This window comes from Stenotrophomonas sp. 1337 (genome assembly GCF_031455455.1).
In the GTDB taxonomy this organism is placed as follows: Bacteria; Pseudomonadota; Gammaproteobacteria; order Xanthomonadales; family Xanthomonadaceae; genus Stenotrophomonas; species Stenotrophomonas indicatrix.
Window position 1 is genome coordinate 698,990 of record NZ_JAVDSR010000001.1, and the last position, 18,165, is coordinate 717,154.

An 18,165-nucleotide genomic window follows, 5' to 3' on the forward strand; every position below is an offset into this window, starting at 1 on the left:
CGCGCCCCTGACCGGCGTGCAGCGCGCCGCCGTCCTGTTGCTGTCGCTGGGTGAACTGGACGCGGCCGAAGTGCTGCGCCACATGGAGCCGAAGGAGGTGCAGAAGATCGGCATCGCCATGGCCACCATGTCCGACATCACCCGCGAACAGGTGGAACGGGTGATGGACCAGTTCAGCCAGGAACTGGGCTCGAAGACCTCGCTGGGCGTGGGCTCGGACGACTACATCCGCAACATGCTGGTGCAGGCGCTGGGCAGCGAAAAGGCCGGCAACCTGATCGACCGCATCCTGCTGGGCCGCAACACCACCGGCCTGGACGCACTGAAGTGGATGGACCCGCGTGCGGTGGCCGACCTGGTGCGCAACGAGCATCCGCAGATCATCGCCATCGTGATGGCGCACCTGGAAACCGACCAGGCTGCCGACGCGCTGAAGCTGCTGCCCGAGCGCACCCGCGTGGACGTGCTGCTGCGCATCGCCACCCTCGACGGCATTCCGCCCAATGCGCTGAACGAACTCAACGAGATCATGGAACGCCAGTTCGCCGGCAACCAGAACCTGAAGTCGTCCAACATCGGCGGCGTGCAGTGCGCGGCCAACATCCTCAACTTCATGGACAGCGGCCAGGACCAGGCGATCCTGGGCGAGATCGCGCGCATCGACGCACCGCTGAGTGGCCGCATCCAGGACCTGATGTTCGTGTTCGACGACCTGGTGGACCTGGACGACCGCGAGATGCAGCTGGTGCTGCGCGAAGTGAGCGGCGAGCGACTGGGCCTGGCCCTGCGCGGCGCCGACATCAAGGTGCGCGACAAGATCACCCGCAACATGTCCCAGCGTGCAGCCGAGATCCTGCTGGAAGACATGGAAGCGCGCGGCCCGGTCCGCCTGTCCGACGTGGAAGTGGCGCAGCGCGAGATCCTCGCCATCGTCAAGCGCATGGCCGATGAGGGCACTGTCACCATCGGCGGCAGCGCGGAGGCGATGCTGTGAGCAACGTCGTGCGCTGGCTTGCCCCGGACCTGCTGGCCCAGCCCGAACCGGTGCTGGACCACGACGAGGCCTTCGAACTCACCGAGCCGGACCCGGAGCATGAGCCGGAGCCGCCGTTGCAGCTGCCGACCCTGGAGGAAATCCAGGCGATCCAGGACAGCGCCGAGAAGGAAGGTTTCGACCAGGGCCATGCCGATGGCTTCAGCCAGGGCCAGGCCGAGGTGCGCCGCTTGGTCGCGCAGATCGAGGGCATCCTCGACAACTTCGGCCGGCCGCTGGCACGCCTGGAAAATGAAGTGGTCGGCGCCCTCGGCGAACTGGCGGTACGCATCGCCGGTGCGCTGGTAGGCCGTGCCTACGAGGCCGATCCGGCGCTGCTGGGACAACTGGTCGGCGAGGCGATTGACGCCGTCGGCGGCAGCAACCGCGAGGTGGAAGTACGCCTGCACCCCGATGACATCAACGCCCTCGCCCCGTTGCTGACCCTGTCGCCGCAGCAGCGCCTGGTGCCTGACACCAGCCTGAGCCGTGGCGACCTGCGCGTGCATGCCGAAGCGGTACGCATCGACGGCACCCTGGAAGCCCGCCTGCGCGGCGCGCTGGACGCCGTGATCCGCCAGACCGGAGCCATCGCATGAACACACATACCGCTTCGCAGCCGTCGCCGCCGGCCGACTGGGCCGTGGCCCGCAACCTGCGTCTGGCCAACCGCCTCGACGGCCTGAAAGTCGACACCGCGCACGGTCGCGGGCTGATCCGCGAAGGCGTGCTGCGGCGGGCGGTCGGCCTGACCCTGGAAGCGGTCGGCTGCGAAGCGCCGCTCGGCGCCAGCTGCAAGGTGGAAGTGGTTGACGGCGGCTGGGTCGATGCTGAAGTGGTCGGCTTCGCCGGCGAACGCACCTACCTGATGCCCAGTGCCGAACTGCACGGGCTGCTGCCGAATGCGCGGGTGGTGCCCTCGGCACGTCGTGGCGGCGTGGAAGTGGGCGAAGGCCTGCTCGGCCGTGTCATCGACAGCGATGGCGTACCGCTGGATGGCAAGGGGCCGATCCGCGCTGAAGGCCACGTCGGCATGGCCGGCGTTTCGATCAATCCGCTGGCGCGCGAACCGATCACCCAGCCGCTGGACGTGGGCGTGCGCGCGATCAACGCGCTGCTGCCGATCGGCCGCGGCCAGCGTGTGGGCCTGTTCGCCGGCTCCGGCGTCGGCAAATCGACGTTACTGGGCATGATGACCCGCTACACCGCCGCCGACGTGATCGTGGTTGGCCTGATCGGTGAGCGTGGCCGCGAAGTGCGCGATTTCGTTGAAAGCACGCTGGGCGAGGAAGGCCTGCGCCGCGCGGTGGTAGTGGCCAGCCCGGCCGACCGGCCGCCGCTGGCCCGCCTGCATGGCGCCTACCGTGCCACGGCCATCGCCGAGTGGTTCCGCGACCAGGGCCTGAACGTCCTGCTGCTGATGGATTCGCTGACCCGCTTCGCGCAGGCGCAGCGCGAGATCGGCCTGTCGGTGGGCGAGCCGCCCACCACCCGCGGCTATCCGCCATCGGTGTTCGCCAAGCTGCCGGCACTGGTGGAACGTGCAGGCAACGGCGCCAAGGGGCGCGGTTCGATCACCGCCTTCTACACCGTGCTGACCGAAGGCGACGATCCGCAGGATCCGATCGCCGATGCAGCGCGCGCGATTCTTGACGGCCACATCCTGCTCTCGCGCCGCGTGGCCGACAGCGGCCTGTACCCGGCCATCGATGTGGAATCGTCGGTCAGCCGCGTGGTCACGGAAATCGCCGACGAACCGTGGCGCCTGCGCATCCGCAAGCTGAAACGGCTGGTGTCGGCCTACTCGGCCAACCGCGACCTGATCGCCATCGGCGCCTATCAGCGCGGCAACGACGCGGCAACCGATGAAGCCCTTGAGCGCTGGCCGGAAATCATGGAATTCCTCGGCCAGGATGTGGCCAAGGCCGCAGATCTACCGCACAGCCAGGCGGCGTTGCAGCGCCTGGTGGAACAAGAGAACGAGAGGCTGACATGATCCAGTCCAAGCGCATCGACCCCCTGCTGAAGCGGGCCCAGGAACACGAGGACGCGGTCGCCCGCGACCTGGCCGAACGCCAGAACGTGCTCGACACCCATCTGTCGCGCCTGGACGAACTGCGGCGCTACGCCGAGGAGTACGCCAACGCGCAGATGGCCGCGACCAGCCCGGCGCAGCTGTTGAACCGGCGCGCATTCCTGGACCGGCTGGACAGCGCGGTGGAACAGCAGCAGCAGACCGTCAACGGCAACCTCGAAAAAGTGGAGGCCGAACGCGCGCGCCTGATCCTGGCCAGCCGTGACAAGGCCGTGCTGGAGCAGCTGGCCGCCAGCTACCGCGCGCAGGAAAAAGTGGTGACCGACCGCCGCGACCAGCGCGAGATGGATGACATCGGCGCACGCCGCGCGCGCCTGGCACAGACCGAAGACCAGGACGATGGCGAGCAGGGAGGCCGGTCGTGATGCCCTCCCCGTTGAGCAGCAACGCCAGCGCACCGACGCCCGGCGGCAGTGGCAATGCCGGCAGCGCACGTGCCTCGCGCAGCGATTCCGGCAAGGATTTCGGCCAGATGCTGCAGGGCGGCAGCGCCTCGACCGGCACGCCCGCTACCGCCACAAACGCCAGCAATCCGGCAACACCGGCCAACGCTGCAACACCACCCGACGGCAACCCGGGCAAGGCGACGCCGCGGCCGACCGACGGCGAAGCAGCCGCCACGGACGCCAGCACATCGACACCTGCTGTACCGGCAACGTCGGCTGCCAGCGACGACAAGGACACCCCGGCCAACGCGGACGACGCGCCCTGGCCGCCACTCGGATTGGCCGGCCTGATGCTGGCCGTGCCCGCCGGCGTCGATCCGGCGCCTGTGCTGCCGCCGCCAGCGGCCAGCGATGCCGAAGGCGGCGCGCTGCCCTCCGCTGCACTGGCACCCGCGACCGCCGCAGTGGCGACCAACGCGAGCCAGGGCGCGGCAGCGCCGACCGCCAGCGCTCCGGCATCCGCTGCCGGCGATGATGAGGCCAGTGGCCTGCCGCTGCCGGAGCTGGTGATGAGTGGCAAGGCATTGGATCGTGCTGACGACGGTGACAGCCTGCAGATCGGCGACCGCGCACCTCCGGCGCCGCTGCAGCCCCCCCTGCCCGCCGCCCTGCAGGACCTGAAGGCCGCACTGGCCAGCAATGCCGTCTTCAATGGCGAACCGACTCCGAAGCCGGTGCTGGGCGATGATGGTTTCGACCAGGCCATCGGCGCGCGCATCGGCTGGCTGGCCGACCAGAAGATCGGCCATGCCCACATCCGCCTCAATCCGGAAGACCTGGGGCCGGTGGACGTGCGCCTGCAGATGAACGGTGACAAGGTCCATGCCAGCTTCAGCAGCCCGCATGTGGATGTACGCCAGGCGCTGGAAAGCAGCCTGCCGCGCCTGCGTGAACTGCTCGGCGAGCAGGGCTTCCAGCTGGCCCATGCCGATGTCGGCCAGCAGCACAGTGGCGACGGCACTCCGGGCAGCCCGGCGGGCGGCGGCGGTCGTGGTGGTGACGGAGAACCGTCACTGGGCGACACCACGGTGTCGGCGTCGCAGCTGATCCGCCAGCGCGGGTTGTTGGACGCGTACGCCTGACCGTGCGTGCCGACCAAGGTCGGCACATGGCAGTACACGGGTAGCGCGGGCCATGCCCGGCGGATTCCCGACATTCCGCCGGGCATGGCCCGGCGCTGCCGATATGAACACCCGACGGAATTCCGTCACCGCCCTCCCCGGCCGCTCCGGCACACCCCTTGCATATCCCGGTGAAGCAACCCTCAGGAGCTTCACCCCGTGGCCGCAGCCGCTGACAAAACCAAGAAGACCGCCGACAAGGACAAGACCGCCAAGCCGCGCAGTCCGATCCTGATCACCGCCCTGGTCGCCATACTGGCCGCCGGTGCCGCCGGTGGCGGCGTCTGGTTCTTCACCCAGTCCAAGCACGAAGACAAGGCCGCGCAGGCGCCGAAGAAGACCACCACCCCGGCCCCGGCCCAGTACTTCGCGCTGGAACCGGCATTCGTGGTCAACCTCAACGGCTCGATCGACGGCCCGCGCTACCTGCAGGTGGAAGTGCAGCTGATGACCCGCGATCCGGCCGCGCTGGAAGCGATCAAGACCCATGCCCCGGCCATCCGCGCGCGCCTGCTGATGCTGTTCTCGCAGGTCAGCCCGCAGCAGATCGCCGACATCGCCGGCAAGCAGAAGCTGCAGGCCGATTCGCTGGCCGAAGTGCAGAAGGTGCTGAAGGCCGAGACCGGCAGCAACGGTGCCGACGACCTGCTGTTCACCAGCTTCGTGACCCAGTAAGGGCTCCCCGATGAATGACCTGCTGTCCCAGGATGAGATCGATGCCCTGTTGCATGGCGTGGACAGTGGCGCGGTCGAAACCGAGCCGGACGCCCCCAGTGGCGAAGCACGCTCCTACGATTTCGCCAGCCAGGACCGCATCATCCGCGGTCGCATGCCGACCCTGGAAATGGTCCACGAGCGTTTTGCGCGCCTGTGGCGGATCGGCCTGTTCAACCTGATCCGGCGTTCGGCCGAACTGTCCGTGCGCGGCATCGAGCTGATCAAGTTCAACGACTACATGCACTCGCTGTATGTGCCGACCAACCTGAACCTGATCCGCTTCAAGCCACTGCGCGGTACCGGCCTGATCGTGTTCGAACCGACCCTGGTGTTCGCCATCGTCGACAACTTCTTCGGTGGTGACGGGCGCTACCCGACGCGTATCGAAGGCCGCGAGTTCACCGCCACCGAAATGCGGGTGATCCACCTGCTGCTGAAGCAGACCTTCGCCGACCTGCGTGAAGCGTGGGCACCGGTGATGGACGTGGAATTCGAGTACATCAACTCGGAGATCAACCCGCACTTCGCCAACATCGTGACGCCGCGCGAATACGTGGTGGTGTGCCGCCTGCATGTCGAACTCGACGGCGGTGGCGGTGACATCCACGTGACCCTGCCCTACTCGATGCTGGAGCCGATCCGCGAACTGCTCGACGCCGGCATCCAGAGCGACCGCAACGACCGCGACGAGAGCTGGGGCCGCACCCTGCGCGAGCAGCTCAACGTGGCCGAAGTCACCCTGTCCAGCGTACTGGCCAGCAAGCGCATGACCCTGCGCGACCTGACCCGGCTGAAGGTCGGCGACATCCTGCCGATCGACCTGAGCCCGCAGGTGCCGCTGTGCGTGGAGAACATCCCGGTGTTCACCGGTGAGTTCGGCGTCGCCAACGGCATGAACGCCGTAAAGATCACCGCTACCCATCCGCCGGGCACCCGTCCGCGCGTACCCGTCATCCAGGAAGACCCGCAATGAACGATATCGACGCCCTCGAACCGACCCCGGCCCAGTTCAGCAACCTGCAGGCCGATGAAGCGACCGGCCCGGATTTGAACCTGGACGTGATCCTCGATGTGCCGGTGACGCTGTCGCTGGAAGTCGGCCGCGCCCGCCTGCCGATCCGCAACCTGCTGCAGCTCAACCAGGGTTCGGTGGTTGAGCTGGAACGGGGTGCCGGCGAATCGCTGGACGTGTTCGTCAACGGCACGCTGATCGCCCATGGCGAAGTGGTGGTGATCAACGACCGCTTCGGCGTGCGCCTGACCGATGTGGTCAGCCCCAGCGAGCGGATCCGGAGACTGCGTTGAGCCTGCTCGCCACCACTCTGGCCGTCGCCAAGACGGCCCCGCAGATCGGCCAGCATGCGCCGGCCGCACCGAGCCTGTTCGGTGCGGTACTGGCCCTGCTGGCAGTGCTGGCCCTGGTCATCGGCCTGGGCTGGCTGCTCAAGCGCCTGCCCGGCAGCGGCTTCCGCCCGGCCGAGGGCATGAAGCTGGTGGCGAGCCTGAATGTCGGCGCCAAGGAACGCGTGGTGGTGGTCGAGGTCAATGGCCAGCAACTGCTGCTGGGCGTCACCGCCGGTGGCATCAACGCCCTGCACACCCTGCCCGAACCGCTGCCACCGCCTGCGCCGGTACGCGTACCCGACCTGAAGAACCTGCCGAATTTCGCCCAGCTGCTGCAACAGCGGCTGCGCAAGGACCCCTGACATGCGTGTTACCCGTTCCCGTCTTGCCACCCTGCTGCCGTGGCTGAGCCTGATCGCCCTGTGCCTGCTGCCTGCGTTGGCGTTCGCCGCCCCGGGCGCGCCGACCACGCCGCTGCCGGACATCAACGTCGGCAAGATCGGCGGTGCGCCGGTCAGCCTGCCGTTGCAGACACTGCTGTTGATGACGGCGATCACCCTGATCCCGTCGATGCTGCTGGTGCTGACCTCCTTCACCCGCATCATCATCGTGCTGGGCCTGCTGCGGCAGGCGCTGGGCACCGGCCAGACGCCGTCCAACCAGGTCCTGCTGGGCCTGGCCCTGTTCCTCACCGCGATGATCATGCTGCCGACCTGGGACAAGGCCTGGAGCACCGGCATGGCGCCGTACCTCAATGGCGAGATCGACTTCCAGACTGCCTGGACGCTGACCACCACGCCGCTGCGCGCCTTCATGCTGGCGCAGATCCGCGAGACCGACCTGATGACCTTCGCCGGCATCGCCGGTCACGGCACCTACGCCAGCCCTGATGCGATTCCGTTCCCGGTGCTGGTCGCGTCGTTCGTCACCAGCGAACTGAAGACCGCCTTCGAGATCGGCTTCCTGATCTTCATCCCGTTCGTGATCATCGACCTGGTCGTGGCCAGCGTGCTGATGTCGATGGGCATGATGATGCTGTCGCCGATGCTGGTCTCTGCGCCGTTCAAGATCCTGCTGTTCGTGCTGGTCGATGGCTGGGTACTGACCGTCGGCACGCTGGCGGCCAGCTTCAATCCGGCCTGATCCGAAGGTCAGCCGAGCATGGCTCGGCTCTACAGAGGCGACGCCGGGCAGTGCCGGCCGCCGCATTGACCACCGCCGGGCCTGGCCCGACGCTACCGATGGAACCATGATGTCCCCCGAACTTGCCTTGACCGAACTGCGTGGTGGCCTGATTACCGTGCTCTGGGTGGCCGGCCCGCTGCTGCTGACCGTACTGGTGGTCGGCGTGGTGGTGGGCGTGGTGCAGGCGGCGACCCAGCTCAACGAGCCGACCATCGCCTTCGTTGCCAAGGCCGCGGCCCTCACAGCGGTGTTGTTTGCACTGGGCAGCCTGCTGATCGGCCATCTGGTCGAATTCACCACGCTGCTGTTCCAGCGCATCCCGCACCTGATCGGCTAGACGGACGCGCACGCAGATGGACGCCGCCACCCAGATGGCTGCCGATGGCCTGAACGCCTTCGGCATGATCGGCACCGTGCTGTGGACCATGCTGCGCATCGGCGCAGTGGCCATGGCGATGCCGATGATCGGTACCCGCGCGGTGCCCGGCCGGGTGCGGGTGATGCTGGCCGGCACCCTGGCCATCGCGTTGGCGCCGCTGCTGCCGCCGGTACCGGACTGGACTGGCTTCGACGCCGCTACCGTGCTGACCATCGCCCGCGAGCTGGCGATCGGCGTGGCCATCGGTTTCATGCTGCGGCTGGTGTTCGAGGCTGGTGCCATGGCCGGCGAACTGGTCGCCCAGGGCACCGGCCTGGCGTTTGCGCAGATGAGCGACCCGCTGCGCGGCGGCACCTCCGGTGTCATCGGCCAGTGGTTCTATCTGCTGTTCGGCCTGCTGTTCTTCACCGCCAACGGCCACCTGGCGCTGATCTCGCTGGTGGTGGACAGCTACCGCGCCCTGCCCATCGGCGCGCCCCTGCCCGACCCGCACGCCTTCTTCAGCATCGCCCCGACCTTCCTGCTGACCGTGCTGCGTGGCGCGCTGAGCCTGGCCATCCCGCTGACCGTAGCGATGCTGGCGGTCAACCTGGCCTTCGGCGTGCTGGCCCGCGCCGCACCGGCGTTGAATCCGATCCAGCTGGGCCTGCCGGTCTCGCTGCTGCTGGGCCTGTTCCTGCTGACCCTGCTGGTCGGTGAAATGGGGCCGCCGGTGCAGCGCCTGTTCGATGCAGCCTTCCAGGCGGCCGGTGCGGTGACCCGCTGACGTGGTCGTCACGTTCTGCTGCTTGCCGTCCCCCCCGGTGCCCGCGTTAGAGTGAATGCGCAGCGACCGGGGGGACGCTGCAACCGGCGGCTCTGGTCGCCTGCCTTGCGCATGCCCCACCGTAGTTTTTCCGTTGACAGGCAGGTCCGGGAGACTGACGAATGCTGGTAGGCACGTACAACCCATGGCTGGTGGCGACCTCACTGCTGGTTGCAGTGATGGCGTCCTACACCGCACTGGCGATGGCCGGGCGCACCGTCACCGCGCCCGGCAAGGGCGCGACCTGGTGGTGGCGCCTGGGCGGCGGTTTTGCGATGGGGCTGGGCATCTGGTCGATGCACTTCATCGGCATGCTGGCCTTCGACCTGCCCATTCCCTTGGGCTACGACCTGCCCATCACCCTGCTGTCGCTGGCACTGGCAATCGGCTCGTCGGTGTTCGCGCTCTGGCTGGTATCGCTGCGCACCCTGCCCCATCCTCGCCTGGCCGGCGGTGCGCTGCTGATGGGCAGTGGCATCGCCAGCATGCATTACGTGGGTATGGCCGCAATGCGCATGCAACCGGGCATCGACTACCAGCCGGTGTGGCTGCTGCTGTCGCTGCTGGTCGCAGTGGCCGCGTCGTGGACTGCCTTGTACGTGGCCTTCCGCCTGCGCGCACAGCACACCCGCATCGGTGACCGCCTGGCCGCCGCCGGCCTGCTCGGCCTGGCCATCGTCGGCATGCACTACACCGGCATGGCCGCCGCCCGCTTCCCGGAAGGCAGCGTCTGCGGCGCAGCGGTGGGCGATGGCCTGCAGAACAACTGGCTGGCGATGCTGGTGGTGGTGCTGACCGTGGCGATCCTGGCGGTGGTGCTGGTGGTGTCCTGGCTGGACCAGCGGGTGGAGGCGCAACTGTTGCGCCTGCGCAATTCGCTGCTCAGCACCTCCTTGACCGACGCCCAGCAGGAACTGACCCAGGCCGCGCTGCACGACCCGCTCACCCGCCTGCCGAACCGGCTGCTGCTGCAGCGGCGCATCCTGCAGGCCCTGGCCGAGGCCGAACAGGGCGGCAGCCGCTTCGCGGTGATGTTCATGGACCTGGATGGCTTCAAGCAGGTCAACGATGCCTATGGCCACCAGGCCGGCGATGCGCTGCTGGTAGCCGTGGCAGAACGCACCCGCCAGCTGCTGCGGCCGCACGACATGCTGGCACGGCTGGGCGGCGACGAATTCGTGCTGGTGGTGCGCATCGAACAGGACGAGGACCTGCCGACCCTGGCCCGGCGCATCCTGCAGGCGGTGGGCAGCGGCCCGCTGCTGCCGGACCACGAGCTGCAGGTGAGCGCCAGCATCGGCATCGCGATCTGCCCCGACCATGCCGCCAGCGAACGCCAGCTGATGGCCTTCGCCGATGCCGCGATGTACCAGGCCAAGGAGTCGGGCCGCAATGCGTTCGTGCTGTTCGCCGACTGGATGAACGACAGCGCCGAGCAGCAGTTCCGCCTGCTGGCCGACCTGCGCCGCGCGATCGGCAGCGAGCAGCTGTTCCTGCATTACCAGCCGAAGATCCGCGTGGCTACGCAGAAGGTGGCTGGTGCCGAAGCGCTCATCCGCTGGCGTCATCCGGAACAGGGCCTGATTCCGCCGGACCGCTTCATCCGCCTGGCCGAGCGCAGTGGCGCGATCAACGAGATCGGCCGCTGGGCGCTGGACCAGGCCTGCCAGCAGCTGCGCCACTGGCACGATGCCGGCCACGAAGGCTGGACGATGTCGGTGAACCTGTCACCGGTGCAGTTCAGTTCGCCGCACCTGCTGCAGGACGTGCGCGAGGTGATCGAGCGCTACGCGATCGCCCCGCGCAACCTGGTGCTGGAGATCACCGAAAGCACGGTGATGCGCGATACCGATACCAGCCTGCGCCTGCTGCAGAGCTTCTCCGCCCTGGGCGTGGGCATCTCCATCGATGATTTCGGCACCGGCTACTCCAGCCTGCTGTACCTCAAGCGCCTGCCGGCCACCGAAATCAAGATCGACCACGCCTTCGTGCGCGACCTGGAACACAGCGCCGAAGACGTGGTGATCGTGTCGGCCATCGTTGCGCTGGGCCATGCGCTGGACATGGATATCGTGGCCGAGGGCGTGGAGACCGCCGCGCAGCGCGCCTACCTGGAACGGCTGGGCTGCGACTACCTGCAGGGCTTCCTGCTGGGCCGGCCAGTGGACGCGGCCCGCTTCATGCAGCTGCACGACCTGCCGCGGCCACGGGTGGAACTGGCGCAGAGCCCGCAGGCCCGGCCCCCGGGGTAGCGCCGGGCCATGCCCGGCGGATGCAATGATCCAGGCTGCCCGCTCGCCGGGCATGGCCCGGCGCTACCGGTACCTGCTCCGGCAGGCGCCAACTGCGGTTGGCACATGCACCCGTAACGGAACGATTCTTGCACGCACCCCGGCATTCCCTGCTGCAGTGCCTGTGATGTCCGAGAACGAATCCGCCGGCGAAAAAACCGAACAACCGACCGAAAAACGCCTGCGCGACGCCCGCGAACAGGGCAACCTGCCGCGCTCGCGTGAACTGGGCACGGCCGCCGTGTTCGGCGCCGGGGTGATCGCGGTGATGGCCATGAGCGGCTCGATGGCCAGCGGCGCCAGCGCCTGGATGCGCCATGCGCTCAGCCCCGAACAGAGCCTGCGCCAGCACCCGAAGGCGCTGTTCGGCCACTTCGGCGACCTGCTGCTGCAGCTGATGTGGGTGATCGCCCCGCTGGTGCTGGTCTGCCTGCTGGCCAGTTTCCTGGCGCCGGTGGTGATGGGCGGCCTGCGCTGGTCGGCCAAGGCGATGATGCCCGACATCAACCGCATGAACCCGATGAGCGGGCTCAAGCGCCTGTACGGCCCCGAAGCCATCGCCGAGTTCATCAAGTCGCTGCTGCGGGTGGCCTTCGTCGGCGTCGCCGCCGGCATGGTCGTATGGACCAGCTTCAACACCCTGCGCGGGCTGATCCACCAGCCGCTGGAAACGGCCATCGGCGACGGCCTGGGCTTCACCCTGCGGCTGCTGCTGGCCACCGCCGGGGCGATGCTGGTGCTGGCCGCCATCGACGCGCCGTACCAGCGCTGGAACTGGATGCGCAAGCTGAAGATGACCCGCGAGGAGCTGCGCCGGGAGATGAAGGAAAGCGAAGGCAGCCCGGAAGTGAAGGGCCGCATCCGCCAGCTGCAGCAGCAGATGGCCAACCGCCGGATGATGGAGGCGGTCCCCACTGCCGACGTGGTGGTGGTCAACCCCACCCACTACGCGGTGGCCCTGAAGTACGAAGGCGGGGCCATGAATGCCCCCACCGTGGTCGCCCTGGGCGTGGATGAAACCGCCCTGCGCATCCGTGAAGTGGCCGACGGCAACAAGGTCGCCATCGTCTCTGCCCCGCCTTTGGCACGCGCCTTGTATCGGGAAGGCCAACTCGGCAAGGAAATCCCCGTGAGACTGTATTCAGCCGTCGCCCAGGTCCTCTCTTACGTCTACCAGCTGCGCAGCTGGCGGACCGGCCCGATGCCGTCCACGCCGCACATCCAGGTTGATGAGTTCGGCAACGGGGGCCGTCCATGAGCGCCCAGGCATCCAGCTTCAATACCCGCCGCGCGCTTGAAATGATCCGCCAGGGCCTTGGCGCGCCGCTGATCGTGCTCGCCCTGCTGGCCATGGTCGTGGTGCCGCTGGCCGCGCCGGTGCTCGATGCGCTGTTCACCTTCAACATCGCCATCTCGCTGATGGTGCTGCTGGCGGTGGTCTACGTGAAGCGCCCGCTGGACTTCACCATCTTCCCGATCGTGCTGCTGATCACCACCATGCTGCGGCTGGCGCTGAACGTGGCCTCCACCCGCGTGATCCTGCTCAACGGCCAGAACGGCCACGAAGCGGCCGGCAAGGTGATCGCCGCATTCGGCGAGTTCGTGATCGGCGGCAACTACGCCGTCGGCATCGTGGTGTTCGCGATCCTGACCATCATCAATTTCGTGGTCATCACCAAGGGCGCCGGCCGCGTCTCGGAAGTGACCGCGCGCTTCATCCTCGACGCCATGCCCGGCAAGCAGATGGCGATCGACGCCGACCTCAACGCCGGTTTGCTGACGCGCGAGGAAGCCAAGCTGCGCCGCGAGGAAGTACGCGAGGAAGCCGACTTCTACGGTGCGATGGACGGTGCCAGCAAGTTCATCCGCGGCGACGCGATCGCCGGCATCCTGATCCTGTTCATCAACATGCTGGGCGGCCTGGCCGTGGGCGTGCTGCAGCATGGCATGCCGTTCGGCGATGCCGCCGCCACCTATACGCTGCTGTCGATCGGTGACGGCCTGGTGGCGCAGCTGCCGGCGCTGCTGGTCTCCAGCGCGGTGGCGATGCTGGTTACCCGTGCCTCGCGCTCGCAGGACATGGCGCAGGCGATGACCGGCCAGGTGTTTGGCCAGTACCGTGCGCTGGCCATCACCGCCGGCATCCTCGGCGTGGTCGGCCTGGTGCCGGGCATGCCCAACGTCGCTTTCCTGACGCTGGCGGCCATCCTCGGCTTCATCGCCTGGAAGGTGTACCGCAAGGGCCTGGTGCCGGCGCAGGCCGACACCGCTGCAGGCGACACCAACGCACTGAACGCGCTGGGCCGCCCCGCGGCCCCCGCACCCACCGCGGAACTGAGCTGGGACGAGCTGCGCCCGGTCGATCCGCTGGGCCTGGAAGTGGGCTATCGATTGATTTCGCTGGTGGACAGCAACCAGGGCGGCGAGCTGATGCCGCGCATCAAGGGCGTGCGCCGCAAGCTGACCCAGGACGTCGGCTTCCTGATTCCCTCGGTCCACATCCGCGACAACCTGGAACTGCCGGCCAACGGCTACCGGGTACTGGTGCATGGCGTGCCGGTGGCCACTGCCGAGATCCATCCCGACCGCGAACTGGCGCTGGACCCGGGCAGTGCCCTCGGTCCGCTGGAAGGCATCGCCGGCAAGGACCCGGCCTTCGGACTGGACGCGACCTGGATCCAGCCACACCAGCGCGCCCAGGCCGAAACCCTGGGCTATACCGTGGTCGACCCGGCCACGGTGGTGGCCACCCACCTTTCGCACCTGATCCGCGAGCACGCACCGGAACTGCTCGGCCACGAGGAAGTGCAGCACCTGCTGGCCAACCTGGCCAAGAGCGCGCCCAAGCTCGTCGAAGATCTGACGCCGAAGGCGCTGCCGCTGTCGGCGGTGGTGCGCGTGCTGCAGAACCTGCTGGTCGAGCGCATTCCGATCCGCCAGCTGCGCAAGATCGCCGAAGCACTGGTCGAACACGCCCCGCACAGCCAGGACCCGGCCACGCTGACCGCCGCCGTGCGCACCGCACTGGGCCGCTTCATCGTGCAGGAGATCGCCGGAATGTCGGCGGAGCTGCCGGTGTTCACCCTCAACCCGCAATTGGAACGTGTCTTGCAGGAGTCCACGCAGGGCAACGGCGCCGCGCTGGAACCCGGACTCGCTGAGCGACTGCACCAGAGCCTGGCCGAATGTGTCAGCAAGCAGGAAGCCCGCAACGAGCCCGCGGTCGTGCTGGTACCAGGCCCGGTGCGTGCCGCGCTGGCCCGCCTGGTCCGCCACAGCGTTCCGTCGCTGTCGGTCCTGGCCTACAGCGAGGTGCCGGAGGACAAGCGCCTGAAGCTGGTCGGAACGATCAGCTGACGCCGCCCTGCAACGCGCCAGAAAACAGACACCACTTTCAAACACCCGCAACAGACAGATTCCAAGGGGAACCCGAACCGTGCAGACCACCGACCATCCGCGTTCTCCGACCGCCACTCCGCCGACTTCGTCCCGTGACCACAGCATGAAAATCAAACGATTCGTCGCCGCCGACATGCGCTCGGCCATGAACCTGGTGCGCAAGGAACATGGTCCTGATGCCGTGATCCTGTCCAACCGCCGGATCGAGGAAGGCATCGAGATCGTGGCCGCCGCCAACTACGATGAGAGCGCCGTGCAGCGCGCCCTGGAAGCGTCGCGCCGCGACGTGGCACCGCCGCCCGCGCCGAAGCCGCGCAGCGCCGCCGACGCAGTGATCGCCGCGGTCACCCGCCGTCGCAGCGGCGCCCCGGCACCGGAGCCGGTGGCCGCCACCACCTCGGCCGTCGCCGCCCTCGCCCGCGCCGCCGTCGGCGCTACCGGCCGCACGCTGGACAGCGCCGACGAGATCGTGCCGACGCGTGGCAGCACCGGCTTCGCCGCCACCCTGGCGCGCGCCGCCGTCAATGAATCGACGCTGCCGGAACAGATCTTCGCCCCGTTCGCCGACGCCATCGTGGCGCCCTCACCCTCGCCTGCGGCAGCCGCGCCGGTGAACCGCGCCCGCTTCCAGATCGACCCGCCGCTGGAAGACAGCGCGCAGATGCCGGCAGTGACGCCGCCGCCGTTGCCGGTTGCCCTCCAGGCCACCACGGCACCCGAAGACGAAGCCTCACGCGCGCAGGTTGCCGTGCAGCCGACCGAGGCTGCACCGGCACCGATGCCGGCGCTGGCGCCAGCACCCGCGCTGACCCTGGTCGCCGATGACGCCGAGATCCGCCACCTGCGCCAGGAAGTGGCCGGCATGCGCCAGGTGATCGAGCGCGAGATGAACCGCTTCACCGACGAGCGCCTGCGCGGCAGCCCGGTGCGTGCCACCGCGCTGGACCTGATGGACGAGTACGGCTTCGATGCCGGCATCGCCCGCGACGTGGCCATGCAGATCCCGCTGGAAACCGAAGCGCATCGCGGTCGCGGCCTGATGCTGGGGCTGATCTCGCGCAAGCTGCCGATCGCCCCGGTCGATCCGATGGAGGAAGGCGGCGTGATCGCCCTGGTCGGCCCGACCGGCGCCGGCAAGACCACCACCATCGCCAAGCTGGCCTCGCGCTTCGCCGAAGCCCATGCCGCCCGCGACGTCGCCCTGGTCACCACCGATACGATGCGCATCGGCGCCCGCGAACAGCTGTACGGCTACGGCCGCCAGCTCGGCATCGCCGTGCACGAGGCCAACAGCGGCACCGACCTGGACCAGCTGCTGGAACGCCTGAAGGATTACAAGCTGGTGCTGATCGACACCGCCGGCCTGGGCCCGCGCGACCGTGCGCTGGCCGCCCAGCTGCAGTGGCTGCGCGCCGCCCGCCAGGTCCGCACCCTGCTGGTACTGCCGGCCAACACCAGCTTCGGCGACATGGACGAGGTGGTCCGCCGCTTCGGCGCGGCCAACCTGCAGGGCCTGGTGCTGAGCAAGCTGGACGAGACCGGCCGCTTCGGCAACGCCCTGTCGGTGGCGGTGGACCACAAGCTGCCGATCACCTGGGTGACCGATGGCCAGGACGTCCCGGACGACCTGCACCGGGCCAGTGCGGCCAATCTTGTACTTCGCCTTGAAGATTTGCGCCGCGCGGCCGATATGCCCTGCAACCCGGAGTTGAACCATGCCGTCGCGTGAGTACGCCAAGCTGACCACCACCTTCCCGCTGACGGCGACCCGCAGCGAGCCGCTCGGCCCTGTGCGCACGATTGCCGTGACCGGCGGCAAGGGCGGCGTCGGCAAGACCAACGTATCGGCCAACCTGGCCGTGGCGCTTGCGGGAATGGGCAAACGCACCCTGTTGCTGGACGCCGACCTGGGCCTGGCCAACATCGACGTGATCCTGGGCCTGAGCCCCACCAACACCCTGGCCGACCTAGTCGCTGGTCGCTGCAGCCTGGATGACGTGATCATCGAAGGCCCGAACGGCGTGCTGGTGGTACCGGCTGCGTCCGGCCGCCGGCACATGGCCGAGCTGGCCCCGGCCGAGCATGTCGGCCTGGTCAACGTGTTCTCCGAACTGGAGCGCGAGCTGGACATCATGGTGGTGGACACCGCCGCCGGCATCACCGATGGCGTGCTGACCTTCTGCCAGGCCGCGCAGGACACCGTGGTGGTGGTCTGTGATGAACCGGCCTCGATCACCGACGCCTATGCGCTGATCAAGGTGCTGTCGCGCGAACGTGGCGTGGACCGCATCCAGGTGGTGGCCAACATGGTGCGCGACCCCAACGAAGGCCGCGTGCTGTACGAGAAGCTGACCCGCGTCTGCGAGAAATTCCTCGCCGACGTCTCGCTGAACTACCTGGGCTGCGTGCCGCAGGACGACTGGCTGCGCCTGTCGGTGCAGCGCCAGCAGCCGGTGGTGAAGGCCTATCCGTCCAGCCCGTCGGCACTGGCGATCACCGAGATCGCCCGCCGCACCGCCCGCTGGCAGGCACCGACCGAGCCGCGCGGTGGCGTCGAGTTCTTCCTCGAACGCATCATCAAGCAGCGTGGGGTGGCAGCATGAAAGGCGCCGCCCAGTACAGAGAGGTCCAGCGCACGGCGGCCAACGAGGTCATCGCCCAGCACTCGGACCTGGTGCGGCGCATCGCCCACCATCTGGCCGCACGCCTGCCGGCCAGCGTTGAGGTGGACGACCTGATCCAGGCCGGCATGATGGGCCTGATCGAAGCCTCGCGCAGCTACGACGCCGACCAGGGTGCCTCGTTCGAGACCTACGCTTCGATCCGCATCCGCGGTTCGATGATCGATGAGATCCGTCGTGGCGACTGGGTACCGCGTTCGGTGCACCGCCGTGCACGTGACGCTGCGGCCACCATCCGCCGCCTGGAGCAGAGCACCGGCCGCGCCGCCAGTGCCACCGAGGTGGCCGCCGCGATGGAGATGCCGCTGCCCGAGTACCTGCGCCTGATGGAGGACGCCTCGCGCGGCCAGGTACTGAGCCTGGAGTCGCGCATTGAAGACCAGGGCGAGCTGGACACCGTCGCCCAGGGCGGCCCGACCCCGCAGCAGGTACTGGAACGTGGCGAGTTCGGCCGCGAGCTGGGCAATGCCATCGGCCACCTGCCCGAGCGCGAACAGCTGGTGCTGTCGCTCTACTACGAGCAGGAACTGAACCTGAAAGAGATCGGCGCAGTGCTCGGCGTGAGCGAGTCGCGGGTCTGCCAGATCCACGGCCAGGCGGTCCTGCGCCTGCGTGGCCGACTGAAGATTTTCGAGGCGGCCGACGCCGGCCTCGAGAGCTGATCAACAA

General features: G+C 68.3%; 18 protein-coding genes. All 18 read left to right on the forward strand.

What is annotated here, in order from left to right; all coding sequences use genetic code 11:
* Positions 1 to 7: 7 nt before the first annotated feature.
* The 18 genes from fliG to J2X70_RS03260 all read left to right on the forward strand — a co-directional run bounded on the left by fliG (position 8) and on the right by J2X70_RS03260 (position 18,158).
* A complete protein-coding gene (fliG, locus tag J2X70_RS03175; protein ID WP_025878995.1) occupies positions 8 to 994 on the forward strand; it encodes a flagellar motor switch protein FliG in 987 nt (328 codons plus the stop codon).
* Positions 991 to 1,632 carry a FliH/SctL family protein gene (locus J2X70_RS03180; RefSeq protein WP_032974835.1) on the forward strand — a complete coding sequence of 214 codons (642 nt, stop codon included), beginning with the start codon at positions 991 to 993 and terminating at the stop codon, positions 1,630 to 1,632. The genes fliG and J2X70_RS03180 overlap by 4 nt, the downstream gene beginning before the upstream one ends.
* Positions 1,629 to 3,029, forward strand: a complete 1,401-nt coding sequence (locus tag J2X70_RS03185; RefSeq protein WP_309908910.1) for a FliI/YscN family ATPase — start codon at positions 1,629 to 1,631, stop codon at positions 3,027 to 3,029. Before J2X70_RS03180 ends, J2X70_RS03185 begins: the two co-directional genes overlap by 4 nt.
* A complete protein-coding gene (fliJ, locus tag J2X70_RS03190; protein ID WP_025878992.1) occupies positions 3,026 to 3,493 on the forward strand; it encodes a flagellar export protein FliJ in 468 nt (155 codons plus the stop codon). Before J2X70_RS03185 ends, fliJ begins: the two co-directional genes overlap by 4 nt.
* Positions 3,493 to 4,656, forward strand: a complete 1,164-nt coding sequence (locus J2X70_RS03195; RefSeq protein WP_309908912.1) for a flagellar hook-length control protein FliK — start codon at positions 3,493 to 3,495, stop codon at positions 4,654 to 4,656. Before fliJ ends, J2X70_RS03195 begins: the two co-directional genes overlap by 1 nt.
* A 198-nt stretch (positions 4,657 to 4,854) precedes the next feature.
* Positions 4,855 to 5,370, forward strand: a complete 516-nt coding sequence (locus tag J2X70_RS03200) for a flagellar basal body-associated FliL family protein (protein ID WP_105164006.1) — start codon at positions 4,855 to 4,857, stop codon at positions 5,368 to 5,370.
* A 10-nt stretch (positions 5,371 to 5,380) separates the two neighbouring features.
* Positions 5,381 to 6,385, forward strand: a complete 1,005-nt coding sequence (fliM, locus tag J2X70_RS03205) for a flagellar motor switch protein FliM (RefSeq protein WP_025878989.1) — start codon at positions 5,381 to 5,383, stop codon at positions 6,383 to 6,385.
* A complete protein-coding gene (gene fliN, locus J2X70_RS03210; RefSeq protein WP_025878988.1) occupies positions 6,382 to 6,717 on the forward strand; it encodes a flagellar motor switch protein FliN in 336 nt (111 codons plus the stop codon). Before fliM ends, fliN begins: the two co-directional genes overlap by 4 nt.
* A complete protein-coding gene (gene fliO / locus J2X70_RS03215; RefSeq protein WP_033831039.1) occupies positions 6,714 to 7,118 on the forward strand; it encodes a flagellar biosynthetic protein FliO in 405 nt (134 codons plus the stop codon). Before fliN ends, fliO begins: the two co-directional genes overlap by 4 nt.
* A 1-nt stretch (position 7,119) precedes the next feature.
* The gene (gene fliP, locus J2X70_RS03220) at positions 7,120 to 7,899 is read left to right on the forward strand and encodes a flagellar type III secretion system pore protein FliP (RefSeq protein WP_025878986.1); all 780 of its coding nucleotides are present in this window, start codon (positions 7,120 to 7,122) and stop codon (positions 7,897 to 7,899) included.
* A gap of 109 nt (positions 7,900 to 8,008) precedes the next feature.
* Positions 8,009 to 8,278: a flagellar biosynthetic protein FliQ gene (locus J2X70_RS03225; protein ID WP_005413254.1), complete on the forward strand. Its 270-nt coding sequence runs from the start codon at positions 8,009 to 8,011 to the stop codon at positions 8,276 to 8,278.
* 16 nt (positions 8,279 to 8,294) lie between these two features.
* Positions 8,295 to 9,086 (forward strand): flagellar biosynthetic protein FliR, encoded by a 792-nt coding sequence (gene fliR, locus J2X70_RS03230; RefSeq protein ID WP_025878985.1) that lies wholly within the window; start codon positions 8,295 to 8,297, stop codon positions 9,084 to 9,086.
* A gap of 161 nt (positions 9,087 to 9,247) precedes the next feature.
* Positions 9,248 to 11,377 carry an EAL domain-containing protein gene (locus tag J2X70_RS03235; RefSeq protein ID WP_309908917.1) on the forward strand — a complete coding sequence of 710 codons (2,130 nt, stop codon included), beginning with the start codon at positions 9,248 to 9,250 and terminating at the stop codon, positions 11,375 to 11,377.
* Between the two features lie 166 nt (positions 11,378 to 11,543).
* Positions 11,544 to 12,674, forward strand: coding sequence for a flagellar biosynthesis protein FlhB (flhB, locus tag J2X70_RS03240; RefSeq protein ID WP_033831035.1), 1,131 nt, complete (start codon positions 11,544 to 11,546; stop codon positions 12,672 to 12,674).
* Positions 12,671 to 14,773, forward strand: a complete 2,103-nt coding sequence (gene flhA / locus J2X70_RS03245) for a flagellar biosynthesis protein FlhA (RefSeq protein WP_059064124.1) — start codon at positions 12,671 to 12,673, stop codon at positions 14,771 to 14,773. The genes flhB and flhA overlap by 4 nt, the downstream gene beginning before the upstream one ends.
* 145 nt (positions 14,774 to 14,918) lie before the next feature.
* The gene (flhF, locus tag J2X70_RS03250; protein ID WP_309908920.1) at positions 14,919 to 16,544 is read left to right on the forward strand and encodes a flagellar biosynthesis protein FlhF; all 1,626 of its coding nucleotides are present in this window, start codon (positions 14,919 to 14,921) and stop codon (positions 16,542 to 16,544) included.
* A complete protein-coding gene (locus J2X70_RS03255) occupies positions 16,531 to 17,418 on the forward strand; it encodes a P-loop NTPase (protein ID WP_025878980.1) in 888 nt (295 codons plus the stop codon). Before flhF ends, J2X70_RS03255 begins: the two co-directional genes overlap by 14 nt.
* Positions 17,415 to 18,158 (forward strand): RNA polymerase sigma factor FliA, encoded by a 744-nt coding sequence (locus tag J2X70_RS03260; RefSeq protein WP_025878979.1) that lies wholly within the window; start codon positions 17,415 to 17,417, stop codon positions 18,156 to 18,158. The genes J2X70_RS03255 and J2X70_RS03260 overlap by 4 nt, the downstream gene beginning before the upstream one ends.
* The last annotated feature ends 7 nt before the right edge of the window (positions 18,159 to 18,165 follow it).

Bases quoted from the DNA above. Each gene is read 5' to 3' on its own strand.
- J2X70_RS03185 (WP_309908910.1), top strand. From the start codon at position 1,629: ATGAACACACATACCGCTTCGCAGCCGTCGCCGCCGGCCGACTGGGCC.
- fliJ (WP_025878992.1), top strand. From the start codon at position 3,026: ATGATCCAGTCCAAGCGCATCGACCCCCTGCTGAAGCGGGCCCAGGAA.
- J2X70_RS03195 (WP_309908912.1), top strand. From the start codon at position 3,493: ATGCCCTCCCCGTTGAGCAGCAACGCCAGCGCACCGACGCCCGGCGGC.
- fliM (WP_025878989.1), top strand. From the start codon at position 5,381: ATGAATGACCTGCTGTCCCAGGATGAGATCGATGCCCTGTTGCATGGC.
- fliN (WP_025878988.1), top strand. From the start codon at position 6,382: ATGAACGATATCGACGCCCTCGAACCGACCCCGGCCCAGTTCAGCAAC.
- fliP (WP_025878986.1), top strand. From the start codon at position 7,120: ATGCGTGTTACCCGTTCCCGTCTTGCCACCCTGCTGCCGTGGCTGAGC.
- J2X70_RS03225 (WP_005413254.1), top strand. From the start codon at position 8,009: ATGTCCCCCGAACTTGCCTTGACCGAACTGCGTGGTGGCCTGATTACC.
- fliR (WP_025878985.1), top strand. From the start codon at position 8,295: ATGGACGCCGCCACCCAGATGGCTGCCGATGGCCTGAACGCCTTCGGC.
- J2X70_RS03235 (WP_309908917.1), top strand. From the start codon at position 9,248: ATGCTGGTAGGCACGTACAACCCATGGCTGGTGGCGACCTCACTGCTG.
- flhB (WP_033831035.1), top strand. From the start codon at position 11,544: ATGTCCGAGAACGAATCCGCCGGCGAAAAAACCGAACAACCGACCGAA.
- flhA (WP_059064124.1), top strand. From the start codon at position 12,671: ATGAGCGCCCAGGCATCCAGCTTCAATACCCGCCGCGCGCTTGAAATG.
- flhF (WP_309908920.1), top strand. From the start codon at position 14,919: ATGAAAATCAAACGATTCGTCGCCGCCGACATGCGCTCGGCCATGAAC.
- J2X70_RS03255 (WP_025878980.1), top strand. From the start codon at position 16,531: ATGCCGTCGCGTGAGTACGCCAAGCTGACCACCACCTTCCCGCTGACG.
- J2X70_RS03260 (WP_025878979.1), top strand. From the start codon at position 17,415: ATGAAAGGCGCCGCCCAGTACAGAGAGGTCCAGCGCACGGCGGCCAAC.